The following is a 12,163-nucleotide window of genomic DNA, read 5'->3' on the forward strand; positions in this document are numbered from 1 at the left end:
ACGGCGGCTTCACCGCGCTGCTCCGATCGGGGTCCCGGTGTCCAGCCGGATCGTGCCGTCGAGCACGTCGATCCGGCGTGGTGCCCCGGCCGCGATGTCGCGGTCGTGCGTGATCAGCACGACCGTGGTGCCGTCACCGCTCAGTTCGGCGAGCAACCGCAGCACGGACGCGCCGTTCTCGGTGTCCAGGTTCCCGGTCGGCTCGTCGGCGAGCAGGATCATCGGGCGGTTGACCACCGCCCTGGCGATCGCCACGCGCTGCCGTTCCCCACCGGACAACTCGCTCGGCAGGTGCCCGGCGCGGTGCGCGAGGTGGACGCGGTCGAGCGCGGCCATCGCCCGCTCCCGGCGCTGCCGCCTCGGCACGCCCGCGTACAGCAGGCCGGTGGCCACGTTGTCCACCGCGGACACCCCGTCGTTGAGGAAGAACTGCTGGAAGACGAAGCCGATCCAGGCCGAGCGCAACGCGGAGAGCTGCCGGTCCGACAGCTCGGCCACGTCCAGCCCGCCCACCTCGACGCGGCCGCTGGTCGGCCGGTCCAGCGTGCCCATCAACTGCAGCAGGGTGGACTTGCCGGACCCGGACGGCCCGGCGATGGCCACCATCTCTCCGTCCTCAATGGACAGCGAGACCTCGCGGAGCGCCCGCACCCCACCGGGATAGGTGCGCCCGGCGCCGTGCACGGCGAGCACCGGGCTCATGAGGTGGTCACCACCTTGGCGCCTTCGGCCAGCCCGTTCCCGGTGACCTCCACCCGGCCGCCGGCGAACAACCCGGGATCGACCGCCACCAGCCGCCGTTGCGCGCCCTCGACGACCTCCACCGCGTAACCGCCCTCGGCGAGCGCGAGCAGTGCCCCGACCGGCACGGTCAGCACGCCCTCTCGCTGGCCGGTGGTCACCACCACCTCGACCGGCGCCGAGTCGAAGCCCGCGGTGGCCGGATCGTCCGGCTTCACCGTGACGGCGACCTTCGGCTTGTCCTGCCCGCCGGGGCCGTTCTCCTCGCCGGAATCGGACTCGACCTCGGTGCCGACCGCCGAGACGGTGCCCTTGACCTGCTTGCCACCGGCGATCGACAGGTCCACCTTGTCGCCGACCTTGAGCAGCCCCTGCTTGGCCACCTCCACCTCCACGGTGACCACGCGCTCGGTGCCGGTCCCCTTGAGCAGCGGGCCGGTGCCCTCGCCGCCGAGCTTCGCGCTCACCGTGCCGACCCGCAGCGAACCGGTGTCCACCACCACGTCGGCGGGCGTGAGCGTGCCGGTTTCCTCCAGCTTCAACGACTTCTGCCACTTGCGGACGGCGGTGGCGGTGGCCGCGGTGAACTTCTCGTCCGGTTTGCCGAAGCCGCCGAACCCCAGGTCACGCAGGTTCTCTTCGAGCACCTTCACGTCCGGGCCGTTGCCCACGCCCTCGGCCAGGTCCCGGTAGAACGGGATCGAGCCGGCGAACAGCGGCACCGGCTTGTCGTCCACCTTGTACACCGGCTCACCCCGGTCGACCACGTCACCGGCGTTGGGCAGCCAGGTGATCGTGCCCGGTTTGCGCCCGGCGATCTCGCGTTCGGCGCCGTAGCCGAGCGTGCCGTCCATGGTCTCCTGTTCGGCGAGATCGGTCCTGGTCACCTCGGCCGTTTCCACCGGCGCCGCGGCGGGCGGGCCTTCGCCGGCCGATCCGGCGGCGACCCTGGCCACCACCACGGTCGCGCCGGTGCCGAGCACCGCCACCCCGGCCAGCGCCGCCAGCAGCCACCGCGTGCGCCGGGAGCGGCGCACCTGTTCGATCTCGCTCATCCGGCAGGCACCGCGCGCATCGCGGGCATCCCGTCACCGGCACACGCTTCCATGGCCTTCTGCATCTTGGGGTCCTGCGGATCGAGGCTCGGCAGGGCCATGCCGGGGTTCTGCGGGTCCGGGTCCGGCACGTCGATGCCGTTGTCCCGGAAGCACTGCGCCATCTTGCGCATCTTGTCCAGCTCTTCGGGCGTCGGCGGCTGGGGCACGCCGCCGTTGGGCAGCAGGTGGCGGCAGGCTTCGTTCGCCTTCTCCGCCTTCGCCATCTCCTCCGGCCCGCCCGCCGCCTCGATCATGATCTTGCCGTCGACCGGGTCCGGCATGTCGACGCCGTTCTCCCGCATGCAGCGGGCGAAGGCGAGCTGCTCGTCCTGGGTGAACTCGTCGTCGGCCGCCGCCTCGGGGGCCTGGCTGTTCTGCCCGTTCGAACCGTTGAGGCTGGCCACCCCGTCACCACCGGGGTCGTCCCCACCCCCGCAGGCGGTCAGCGAGAACGCCGCCGCCACGAGCACCAGCCCGTACCTGAACCTCATGCCTTCTCCTTCCGGGTGCTGGGGCGGGGCCGCCCCCGACGAACGACCCCGCCCGGTGGCCGAAGTTCTACGGATCCGGTGATCTGCACCCGTTAAGCGAAGTCGTTTATCTCCCCCTTATCCCCACTTGAAGGAAACTGTGCGTCCGAGTGGAAGAGGGAGGCCCTGGGTGCGGGTGCTCGTCGTCGAGGACGAACGGCTGCTGGCGGACACCGTCGCCGAAGGACTGCGCAGGCTGTCCATGGCGGTGGACGTCTGCTACGACGGCGGACAGGCGCTGGAGCGGATCGGTGTGCACGACTACGACGTGGTGGTGCTCGACCGGGACCTCCCGGTGGTGCACGGCGACGAGGTGTGCCGCGCGGTGCTGGGCAGCGGCGGGGTGGCGCGGGTGCTGATGCTGACCGCGGCGGCCGAGGTGGAGGACCGGGTCACCGGGCTCGGCCTCGGTGCCGACGACTACCTGACCAAGCCGTTCGCCTTCGCCGAACTGGTCGCCCGCGTGCAGGCGCTGTCGCGGCGGGCCCGGCCGGCGCTGCCCCCGGTGCTCGAAGCCGGTGGCGTGGTGCTGGACCTGCCCCGCCACCAGGCCGCCAGGGACGGGCGGTTCCTGCCGTTGTCACCGAAGGAGTTCGCCGTGCTCGAAGTGCTCATGCGGGCCGAGGGCGCCGTCGTCAGCGCCGAGGAACTGCTGGAGAAGGCGTGGGACGAGCACGCCGACCCGTTCACCAACGCGGTGCGGGTCGCGGTGATGACCCTGCGGCGCAAGCTCGGCGCGCCGGGGCTGATCGAGACGGTGCCCGGCGCCGGCTACCGGTTCGGCTGATGACCGGGCTGCGCCTGTCCGTCCGGACCAAGCTGACCGCGCTCTACGGCGGGTTGTTCCTGCTCACCGGGGTCGCCCTGCTGCTGATCAACTACCTGCTGGTCAGCACCACGCTGCCGGCCACGCAACCGTTCGCCACCGCGGCCGTGGCCGCCCGAGGGCCCGCCGTCCCGTCCGACACGCAGGTGTACCCCACCACGCCGACGATCGAGGTGGTCAGCACCTCGCTCGACGAGTACCGCGATTCGACCCTGGCCACCCTGCTGCTGCAGTCGGGCATCGCGCTGGTGATCGCCGCCGCGCTGGCCGTGCTGCTGGGCTGGCTGACCGCGAGCCGGGTGCTGCGCCCGGTGCACGAGGTCACCTCGGCCGCGCGCAAGCTCGGCGCGGAGAACCTGGACCGGCGGATCAACCTGGACGGCCCGTCCGACGAGCTGAAGGACCTGGCCGACACCTTCGACCAGATGCTCGACCGGCTGGCCGGCTCGTTCGACAGCCAGCGGCGGTTCGTCGCCAACGCCTCGCACGAGCTGCGCACCCCGCTGGCCGTGCAGCGCACGCTGATCGAGGTGGCGCTGGCCGATCCGGACGTCACCCCGCAGGTGCGGCGGCTCGGCGAGCACCTGCTGCACACCAACGAGCGCAGCGAGCGGATGATCGAGGGCCTGCTCACGCTGGCCCGCAGCGATCGCGGGCTGCCGAGCCGGGTGCCGGTGCAGCTGGCCGAGGTCGCGTCGAACGTGGTGCGCGCGCTGGCCCCGCTGGCCGCCGAGCACGAGGTGGAGGTCACCACCGAACTGGCCGAGCGGACCGTGGCCGGTGATCCGGTGCTGCTCGAACGCCTCGCCACGAACCTGGTGGAGAACGCCATCCGGTACAACCGGCCCGGCGGCACGGTGCACGTGCGCGTCGGCCGCAACCCGGCGCTGACCGTGCAGAACACCGGCCCGGTGATCCGCGCCGACGCCATTCCCGCGTTGTTCGAACCGTTCCGGCGGCTTGACCACGAACGCACCAGCGGCGCGAAGGGCGCCGGGCTCGGCCTGTCCATCGTCCGGTCCGTGGCCCAGGCGCACGACGGCAGCGTCTACGCCCAGCCCGCCGAGTCCGGTGGCCTGGTCACCGGGGTTTGGTTACCGGAATCGAGATGATCGGTCACTCCGCGTGTCGGCTCGGTTCCGGGCGGACCATCGGGCAAGATCATCGAAAGAAGTGAACAGAGTCGGTCATGCATCGGCGCGCCTACCGCGTCAAGCCGACGCGCCGAAGTAGCCTGGACACCCACACGAGTGTTCCTCGTGCGGAACGGGTTCGGCCGTGGGATTGACGGAGTGGAGAGCAGCGGGGAGGCGAGGAAGATGCGAGCGCTGAGGGTGGTCGGGTTGCACGAGGACGGCCGGTCCATCGTGTGCGAAGACACGGCCCGCGGTGAGCGCTTCCTGCTGCCCGCCGACGAACGACTGCGGGCGGCCGCCCGCGGCGACATCACGCGACTGGGGCAGATCGAAATCGAGCTGGAGAGCCAGATGCGTCCACGCGAGATCCAGGCCAGGATCCGGGCCGGGGAGTCCGTCGAACAGGTAGCCAACAGCGGCGGCATCCCGGTCGCGCGCGTGGAGCGGTTCGCCTACCCGGTGCTGCTGGAGCGCTCGCGCACGGCGGAGATGGCCCAGGCCGCGCACCCGGTCCGCGAAGACGGCCCGGACGTGCAGACGCTCGGCGAGGTGGTGGCCTACGCGTTCGGCGTGTTCGGCCAGGACTACACGAACGCCAGCTGGGACTCGTGGAAGGGCGAGGACGGCAAGTGGGTGGTCGGCCTGAACTGGCAGACCGGCCGCTCGGACAACCGCGCGCACTGGTGCTTCGCGCCGGGTGCGCACGGGGGCACCGTCTCCGCGCTGGACGAGAACGCGCAGGCGCTGATGGACCCGAACGCCTACCGCTCGCTGCGGGCGGTGGACGCGCTCGGCAGGCCGTCGGCGCCGGTGGAGGAGCAGCCCGCGCTGGAGGACGTCGAGGAGACCGTGGTCGAGGCCCCGGTGGCCGAGGTGCCCGAAGAGGAGCCCGCGTCGGCGACCGCGGACGGCGGCTTGGCACTGCCCGGTGTCGAAGAGCAGGTCGAGGCCGCGAAGGCGGCGCCGCGTCCGGCCAAGAAGAAAAAGGGCCACCCGGCGGTGCCCGCGTGGGAGGACGTCCTGCTCGGGGTCCGCTCTTCGCGCGGGTAAGAACGCGTTCCTGCGCTCGGAGACCCTCCGTCGAGGCTAGTCGAGCTTCGCCGCGAGCGTCTTCGGCGCGATCTGCTTGTAAGCCCGCGATCTGCTTATAAGCCTCGGTGACCACCGCGGCCAGTTCGATCCAGTCCACCTCCACGTCGAGGTAGACACCGAGCCAGCCGCGGTGGCCCACGTACGGGGGCCGGAAGAAGCGATCGGGCTCGGCCTCGACGAGTTCCTCCTGCACGCCAGCCGAGCCAGTGATGCTGTGAATGTGGCTTTCACTGCCGATTCCGCTGTGAAAGCCACATTCACAGCACATCGGGCGCCCCCGTCAGGCGAAGACCACGGCCAGTACGCCGATCCACGAGAAGGCGATGCCCGCCGCCGCGCCCAGGACGACCCAGCGCAGGATCGGCAGCTTCCGCCCCAGCCACAGCGAGGGGGCCAGCCCGGCCGAGACCAGGACCGCCGCGACGAAGGCCAGCAGGCCGCTCGTCTCCGCGGCCAGCGTCCGCGCCAGCGCCAGCATCGCCACGAAGACCACCACGCCGACGAACGCCGCCACCGTCAACCCCGTCGCCCACGGGGTGGGTTCCTCGGGCCGCACCGGCTTCCGCACTAGCGCGTCCGGAGGAGGGATCACCGAACCCGCGTCGGTCACCGGGTCGACGTAGTAGACCGTCGTGCCCATCACCTCGGCGACCCGGCCGGCCAGCTGGCGCCCGCGTTGCGAGACCACGGCGGCGGCTTCGCGATCACCGTTGGCGCGACGGACGGCGGCGGCGACCCTGGCCCACTCGTGCAGCGCGTCGGCGAGGTCCGCGCCGATCGCCACGTTGTGCGGATCGACCTCCTCGCCGAGCACCGCGCGCTCACCGCGGACCCGCAGTTCCACTCTCGCCAGCCTCTCGCTCGTCAAGCCCCCGTCCGCCCCAAACCTACCGAGCGCCACCGAGTTCGTAGAACGCGACGGCCGCGGCGGTGGCCACGTTGAGCGAGTCGACCCCGGCCGCCATCGGGATCCGGACCGCGAGATCGGCCGCGGCCAGCGCTTCTTCGGTCAGGCCCGGCCCCTCCGAGCCGACCAGCAACGCCACCTTCCCCAGCCCCCGCACCTCGCGGAGCGACACCGAGCCGGGCCGCGGGGTCAGCGCGGCCACGCGATAGCCGTGTTCGCGGAGCAGGCCCAGCCCCTCCGGCCACGGCTCCAGCCGCGCGAACGGCACCCGCAGCACGTTGCCCATCGACACGCGGACGCTGCGCCGGTACAGCGGATCGGCGCAGCCGGGCCCGAGCAGCACGCCGTCGATGCCGAGCGCGGCGGCGTTGCGGAACAGCGAACCCAGGTTCTCGTGATCACCGACACCTTCGAGCACGGCCAGTGTCCGAGCCTGCGCGATCAGTTCCGGCGCGCCGGGCTGGGGCGCGCGGTCGGCGACCGCGAGCACCCCTCGGTTGAGGTGGAAGCCGACCACGTCGGCCATCGTCTGCGCCGGGGTGACGTAGGCCGGTACGTCCGCCGGCGCGAGTTCCTCGCCCAGTTCCTCGATCCGCCGCTCGACCCCGAGCAAAGCCCGCACCGGGTAAGGCGATTCCAGCAGTCGTCGCACCACCACCGTGCCCTCGGCGATGACAAAACCGCGCCCGCCGGGGCGATCCGGGCGCCGATCCGCGGTGGAGAGGTTTCGGAAGTCGTCCAGCCGGGGATCTGCGGGGTCATGGACGTGAATGGTGTGGGCCACCCGGCGAGTCTGCCATCCGGTCATCCCACGGGCTGGTGGGCCGAACGACACCGGTGCTCTAGTACAAACGGATGATTATCGCGGATAGTTAAGGAAAGGTAACTCACAGCACCAGTTTGGGCCTAGCTCATCCGCAGGGGCTGTGTAACGGTTGTCCGCCTGGCTGGCAAAACGCCAAGGCGCACCAGGGGCCGCCTCGGCCGGAACGAAGAACAAGGGATGGGCCATGGGCAAGGACGTGTCAGCGGACCCGTTCAACCCCCGCGACCGGGGGCGCTACCGAAGAAAAGTGCAGCGCTGCCTCGACACCCTCGCCCGAATGCTCTCGGATGGGAGTTTTTCCTTTCCCCGCAAGCACATCGGGCTCGAGGTCGAGCTGAACCTGGTGGACGACAAGATGCGTCCGTCGATGACGAACGCCGCCGTGCTGGAGGCACTGGACGACCCGTCGTTCACCACCGAACTCGGGCAGCACAACATCGAACTGAACGTGCCACCCCGCCCGCTCGCCGGGGATTCCGCGCTGGAACTGGAAGACGAGCTGCGGTCCTACCTGAACCGCGCCGCGGCCAAGGCCCGTGAGGCGCATTCGCACGTGGCCCCGATCGGCATCCTGCCGACCCTCGGCCACGAGCACTTCGACCAGAAGTGGCTCACCCCGAACGCGCGTTATTCCTTGCTGAACGACCAGATCTTCGCCGCGCGCGGTGAGCAAACGGTGTTATCGATGGAAGGCGCGGCCCTGCCGGGGCAGAAGGCCGAGCGCCTGCGCAGCTATGCCGAATCGATCCTGCCCGAGGCCGCGTGCACCTCGGTCCAGTTGCACCTGCAGGTGGCGCCCGAGGAGTTCGCCCCGCACTGGAACGCCGCCCAGTGCCTGGCCGGGGTGCAGGTGGCGCTCGGCGCGAATTCGCCGTTCCTGCTGGGCAAAGCGCTCTGGCACGAGACCAGGATCCCGTTGTTCCTGCAGTCCACCGACACCCGGCCGGAGGAGCTGAAGAACCAGGGCGTGCGGCCGAGGGTCTGGTTCGGCGAGCGCTGGATCACCTCGATCTTCGACCTGTTCGAGGAGAACGTCCGCTACTTTCCCGGCCTGCTCCCGGAAACGGACGCCGAGGATCCGGTTGAGGCGCTGGAGTCCGGGCAGGCGCCGAAGCTGACCGAACTGCGCCTGCACAACGGCACCGTCTGGCGCTGGAACCGGCCGGTGTACGACGTGGTGGACGGGAAACCCCATCTGCGGGTGGAAAACCGGGTGCTGCCCGCCGGGCCGACGGTGCTCGACACGATGGCCAACGCAGCCTTCTTCTACGGCGCCCAGCGCGCGCTCGCCGAGGCGGAGCGCCCGATCTGGACCCAGATGTCCTTCCAGGCCGCCGAAGAGAACCTCTACGCCGGCGCGCGCAACGGCTTCGACGCGCAGTTGTACTGGCCGGGCATCGGCTGGATCCCGCCGGACGAGCTGGTGCTGCGCATCCTGCTCCCGCTCGCGCACGAGGGGCTGCGGCAGTCCGAAGTGTCCGATGTGGCCAGAGAGCGCTTCCTCAACGTGATCGAGCAGCGCTGCCTGACCCGGCGCACCGGCGCGCGGTGGCAGCGGGACACCGTTCAACTGGCCCAGGAGCGCGGCGCCGACCGCGAGTCGGCGCTGGCCGCCATGCTGGCGCGCTACCTCGAACTGACCCAGACCGAGGAGCCGGTCCACACCTGGCCCGTCGACTAGGCGCTCCGTCGAGCGCGGCGGGATTAGGATGGAACCTCCCACTGGGAGGTGCGGATGCCCAAGATCATCGGCGGTTCGCTCAACGCGCACCGCGAGCAGGTGCGCGAGCGGGTGTTCACCGCCCTGCGCAACCAGCTCTACGAGCGCGGGTTCGACGCGATCACGCTGGCCGGGGTGGCCGCCGAGGCCGAACTCGGCCGCACCGCGATGTACAACCACTTCCCCGACAAGGAGAGCCTGCTCGTCGCCTTCGTCGAGGAGGAGGCCGCGCAGTACGTGCGGCGGCTGGAGGCGGCGGTGGACGCCGCCGCCGACCCGGTGGACCAGCTGGCCGTGTTCGTCCGCCTGCAGCTGCGCGCGCTGGCCGAGTACCACCTGCCGCCCGGCGGCGCGCTGGCCACCACGCTCGGCCCGGCCTCCTACCGGCGCATCGCCGCGCACGCCGACCCGATCACCCAGCGCCTGCGCACCATCCTCACCGACGGCATGGCGGCCGGACGGTTGCCCGAGGAGGACCCCGACCTGCTCATCCCGATGATCACCTCCGCACTGGCCAGCCGCCAGATCATCGACGTGCCCGCCGAGCAGCTCGACGCGGCGATCGCCGGTGCGGTCCGGTTCATCCTGCGCGCGGTCGGGGTGAAAACCGGAAAATAAGGGTAGCCTAAGTCTAGGATATCGCTTACGCTCTTTCTGACAGGTTGTCAGAAAGTCTGGAGGGCGTGTCCCATGGCTGCACCGGTGACCGAGGAGCTGGCCCTGCGCCCGTTCTCCGAATCCCTCCGCAACTCGACCAAGGCCGTGCACGAGCGCGCGCACCACTCCAGCTACATGGACGCCCTGCTCAGCGGCTCCCTCACGCTGGAGGGCTACGGCCTGCTCGCGGCCCAGTACTACTTCATCTACCGCGCGCTGGAGCAGGTCACCGACGCCATGGCGGGCGACCCGGTCGGCGGCGACTTCGTCATCGACGAGCTGCGCCGCCTGCCCGCGCTCGAAGCCGACCTGGCCTTCCTGCTCGGTGAAAACTGGGCCGAGAAGATCGAGCCGGTCCCGGCGACCACCGCCTACGTCGCCCGACTCGGCCGGATGACCGACTGGGCCGGCGGGTACGTCGCCCACCACTACACGCGCTACCTCGGCGACCTCGCCGGCGGCCAGGTGGTGCGCGCGCTGCTGAAGAAGACCTACGACGTCACCGGCCCCGGCGCGTTGTTCTACGACTTCGAGAGCGCCGGCAGCCCGAGCGCGTTCCGCAAGCGCTACCGCGCGCTGCTCGACGCGGCGCCGTGGGGCGTGGACGAGCGACGGCGGATCATCGACGAGACGCTGATGGCCTTCGAGCTGAACATCGCGGTGCTCGCCGATCTGGCCGAGACCACCGGGCTGGAGTCGGCCTGATCACACCGCGTTGACCTCCACCAAGCTGGAGGTAGGACGCTGGTTTGCGGAGGCGGCACCCCGGGTACCGCCCCCGGAGCGGCGTTGTCCCAGCGGGCGGCCCCAGCTCGCCCCGACCTGGTGAAAGGCACTAGGTTTGACAGCGCAAGAAACCTGCGTCGAACAAGAAGAAGGAGGGCCGATGGCCCGCTACGAGCTTCCCGACCTCGACTACGACTACGGCGCCCTCGCCCCGCACATCTCCGGCGAGATCAACGAGCTGCACCACAGCAAGCACCACGCGACCTACGTCAAGGGCGCGAACGACACGCTCGACAAGCTCGCCGAAGCCCGTGAGGCCGGCAACTTCGGTGACATCGTCGGCCTGCAGACCACGCTGGCGTTCCACCTCGCCGGGCACGCCAACCACGTGGTGTGGTGGAAGATCCTGTCCCCGGAAGGCGGCGACAAGCCGACCGGCGAGCTGGCCGCCGCGATCGACGAGGCCTTCGGCTCGTTCGACAAGTTCAAGGCGCAGTTCACCGCGGTCGCCACCACCATCCAGGGGAACGGCTGGGGCGCGCTGTCCTGGGACCCGATCGGCAAGACGCTGATCACCCAGCAGTTGCGCGACCACCACAACAACCTGGTCCTGCCGACCACGCCGATCCTGCTGGTCGACGTCTGGGAGCACGCGTTCTACCTGGACTACAAGAACGTGAAGCCGGACTACGTCAAGGCGCTGTGGAACATCTTCAACTGGGCCGAGATCAGCAAGCGGTTCGACAACGCCGTCGCCGGTGGCAACGGCCTCCTGCTCGGCTGAGCACCCGCTCAACCCCAACGGGGCTCTCCCACACCGGGAGGGCCCCGTTTTTCGTTGACCTCCACCGCGGTGGAGGGGGCAGGCTGGTGGCATGGACGCCTACCTGACCCGCCTCGGCCTGGGCGAGCGGCCCGCCGCCGATCTCGACGGCCTGCGCCTGCTGCACCGCACCCACCTGGCGAAGGTGCCCTTCGAGAACCTCGACATCCACCTCGGCGTGCCGGTCACCCTGACCGAGGAGTCCCTTGTGGACAAGATCGTGCACCGGCGCCGCGGCGGCATCTGCTACGAGCTGAACGGCGCCTTCGCCCTGCTGCTGCGCGACCTCGGCTTCGAGGTGACGCTGCTCGGCGCGGCGACCTTCCGCGAGGACGGCGAGCTGTACCCCAAGCTGACGCACCTGGCGCTGCGGGTGGACCTGGACGAGCCGTGGCTGGTGGACGTCGGCTTCGGCCGGTTCGCGCGGCAACCGCTGCGCCTGACCGAGCCGGGCGAGCAGCTCGACGAGGACGGCGTGTTCACCGTGATCGGGCTGCCGACCGGGCAGTTCGAGGTGCACCACGACGGCTCGCCCGTCTACCGCACCGATCCGCTGCCGCTGCGCCTGGCCGACCTGGTCCCGAGCTGCCACTGGACGACCACCTCGCCGGAGTCGCGCTTCACCAGTAAATCCAGCTGCTCCTTGCGCACCGACGCCGGACGGTTCACGCTTTCCGGTGATCGGCTGATCACCACCGTGGCCGGGGAGCGAACCGAGGAGACACTGGCGGACGACACGGCGATCCTGGCCGCGTACCGGACTCGATTCGGCGTCGAGCTGGATCGGGTACCCCGGACATGAACGAGGCCCCGCTCCCGGGGTGCCCGGTTGCGAGGCCTCGTCCGTTCCCGAACTGACTGCCGCTCCCACCACGAAGCGGACGTGTATGAGGTTAGCCTAACCTGACTCATCCGCGCAAGGGGTCGGTTCGTGGGTGTTTCGAAGCGGCGGAGCCGCTTGCTGTGGGCCGCCAGCTCGCACCGCAGCGGGTTCTCAGGCGGCTTCTCGCGAGGACAGCTTCACCGTGGTGAATCGGTTATTCATGAGGTGGAGCTCCCGGAGCGAGAAGCCGCCTGAGGTT

General features: G+C 70.4%; 13 protein-coding genes. 8 read left to right on the top strand and 5 right to left on the bottom strand.

Going from position 1 to position 12,163, the window contains the following annotated elements; translation table 11 throughout:
- Positions 1–9: 9 nt before the first annotated feature.
- The 3 genes from JYK18_RS08150 to JYK18_RS08160 are packed head-to-tail and all read right to left on the bottom strand — an operon-like array spanning position 10 to position 2,329.
- A complete protein-coding gene (locus JYK18_RS08150) occupies positions 10–702 on the bottom strand; it encodes an ABC transporter ATP-binding protein (protein ID WP_206801517.1) in 693 nt (230 codons plus the stop codon).
- Positions 699–1,796, bottom strand: a complete 1,098-nt coding sequence (locus tag JYK18_RS08155; RefSeq protein ID WP_206801518.1) for a peptidoglycan-binding protein — start codon at positions 1,794–1,796, stop codon at positions 699–701. The genes JYK18_RS08150 and JYK18_RS08155 overlap by 4 nt, the downstream gene beginning before the upstream one ends.
- A complete protein-coding gene (locus JYK18_RS08160) occupies positions 1,793–2,329 on the bottom strand; it encodes a hypothetical protein (protein ID WP_206801519.1) in 537 nt (178 codons plus the stop codon). The genes JYK18_RS08155 and JYK18_RS08160 overlap by 4 nt, the downstream gene beginning before the upstream one ends.
- Before the next feature lie 169 nt (positions 2,330–2,498).
- Between JYK18_RS08160 and JYK18_RS08165 the strand changes: the two genes are divergently transcribed.
- The 3 genes from JYK18_RS08165 to sepH all read left to right on the top strand — a co-directional run bounded on the left by JYK18_RS08165 (position 2,499) and on the right by sepH (position 5,380).
- Positions 2,499–3,155, top strand: a complete 657-nt coding sequence (locus JYK18_RS08165) for a response regulator transcription factor (RefSeq protein WP_206801520.1) — start codon at positions 2,499–2,501, stop codon at positions 3,153–3,155.
- Entirely contained in the window at positions 3,155–4,306 is a 1,152-nt protein-coding gene (locus JYK18_RS08170; protein WP_206801521.1) for a cell wall metabolism sensor histidine kinase WalK, read from the top strand. Before JYK18_RS08165 ends, JYK18_RS08170 begins: the two co-directional genes overlap by 1 nt.
- A 207-nt stretch (positions 4,307–4,513) precedes the next feature.
- The gene (sepH, locus tag JYK18_RS08175; protein ID WP_206801522.1) at positions 4,514–5,380 is read left to right on the top strand and encodes a septation protein SepH; all 867 of its coding nucleotides are present in this window, start codon (positions 4,514–4,516) and stop codon (positions 5,378–5,380) included.
- Between the two features lie 322 nt (positions 5,381–5,702).
- On the opposite strand, the gene JYK18_RS08180 is transcribed toward sepH, so the two are convergent.
- Both JYK18_RS08180 and JYK18_RS08185 read right to left on the bottom strand, forming a co-directional pair.
- Entirely contained in the window at positions 5,703–6,266 is a 564-nt protein-coding gene (locus tag JYK18_RS08180) for a DUF2537 domain-containing protein (RefSeq protein ID WP_206804096.1), read from the bottom strand.
- A gap of 43 nt (positions 6,267–6,309) precedes the next feature.
- Positions 6,310–7,137: an RNA methyltransferase gene (locus JYK18_RS08185; protein WP_206801523.1), complete on the bottom strand. Its 828-nt coding sequence runs from the start codon at positions 7,135–7,137 to the stop codon at positions 6,310–6,312.
- Between the two features lie 202 nt (positions 7,138–7,339).
- On the opposite strand from JYK18_RS08185, the gene JYK18_RS08190 reads away from it, so the two are divergent.
- From JYK18_RS08190 to JYK18_RS08210, 5 genes are all read left to right on the top strand, one after another.
- Positions 7,340–8,836 (top strand): glutamate-cysteine ligase family protein, encoded by a 1,497-nt coding sequence (locus tag JYK18_RS08190; protein ID WP_206801524.1) that lies wholly within the window; start codon positions 7,340–7,342, stop codon positions 8,834–8,836.
- A gap of 54 nt (positions 8,837–8,890) precedes the next feature.
- Positions 8,891–9,493: a TetR/AcrR family transcriptional regulator gene (locus tag JYK18_RS08195; protein WP_153028988.1), complete on the top strand. Its 603-nt coding sequence runs from the start codon at positions 8,891–8,893 to the stop codon at positions 9,491–9,493.
- A 72-nt stretch (positions 9,494–9,565) separates the two neighbouring features.
- Positions 9,566–10,237, top strand: coding sequence for a heme oxygenase (biliverdin-producing) (locus tag JYK18_RS08200; RefSeq protein WP_206801525.1), 672 nt, complete (start codon positions 9,566–9,568; stop codon positions 10,235–10,237).
- Positions 10,238–10,418: 181 nt separating this feature from the next.
- The gene (locus JYK18_RS08205; RefSeq protein WP_206801526.1) at positions 10,419–11,042 is read left to right on the top strand and encodes a superoxide dismutase; all 624 of its coding nucleotides are present in this window, start codon (positions 10,419–10,421) and stop codon (positions 11,040–11,042) included.
- Between the two features lie 91 nt (positions 11,043–11,133).
- The gene (locus JYK18_RS08210; RefSeq protein ID WP_206801527.1) at positions 11,134–11,883 is read left to right on the top strand and encodes an arylamine N-acetyltransferase; all 750 of its coding nucleotides are present in this window, start codon (positions 11,134–11,136) and stop codon (positions 11,881–11,883) included.
- Positions 11,884–12,163: the final 280 nt, after the last annotated feature.

This window comes from Amycolatopsis sp. 195334CR (genome assembly GCF_017309385.1).
GTDB lineage: Bacteria > Actinomycetota > Actinomycetes > Mycobacteriales > Pseudonocardiaceae > Amycolatopsis.

Bases quoted from the DNA above. Each gene is read 5' to 3' on its own strand.
- JYK18_RS08150 (WP_206801517.1), bottom strand. From the start codon at position 702: ATGAGCCCGGTGCTCGCCGTGCACGGCGCCGGGCGCACCTATCCCGGT.
- JYK18_RS08155 (WP_206801518.1), bottom strand. From the start codon at position 1,796: ATGAGCGAGATCGAACAGGTGCGCCGCTCCCGGCGCACGCGGTGGCTG.
- JYK18_RS08160 (WP_206801519.1), bottom strand. From the start codon at position 2,329: ATGAGGTTCAGGTACGGGCTGGTGCTCGTGGCGGCGGCGTTCTCGCTG.
- JYK18_RS08170 (WP_206801521.1), top strand. From the start codon at position 3,155: ATGACCGGGCTGCGCCTGTCCGTCCGGACCAAGCTGACCGCGCTCTAC.
- sepH (WP_206801522.1), top strand. From the start codon at position 4,514: ATGCGAGCGCTGAGGGTGGTCGGGTTGCACGAGGACGGCCGGTCCATC.
- JYK18_RS08185 (WP_206801523.1), bottom strand. From the start codon at position 7,137: ATGACCGGATGGCAGACTCGCCGGGTGGCCCACACCATTCACGTCCAT.
- JYK18_RS08190 (WP_206801524.1), top strand. From the start codon at position 7,340: ATGGGCAAGGACGTGTCAGCGGACCCGTTCAACCCCCGCGACCGGGGG.
- JYK18_RS08195 (WP_153028988.1), top strand. From the start codon at position 8,891: ATGCCCAAGATCATCGGCGGTTCGCTCAACGCGCACCGCGAGCAGGTG.
- JYK18_RS08200 (WP_206801525.1), top strand. From the start codon at position 9,566: ATGGCTGCACCGGTGACCGAGGAGCTGGCCCTGCGCCCGTTCTCCGAA.
- JYK18_RS08205 (WP_206801526.1), top strand. From the start codon at position 10,419: ATGGCCCGCTACGAGCTTCCCGACCTCGACTACGACTACGGCGCCCTC.
- JYK18_RS08210 (WP_206801527.1), top strand. From the start codon at position 11,134: ATGGACGCCTACCTGACCCGCCTCGGCCTGGGCGAGCGGCCCGCCGCC.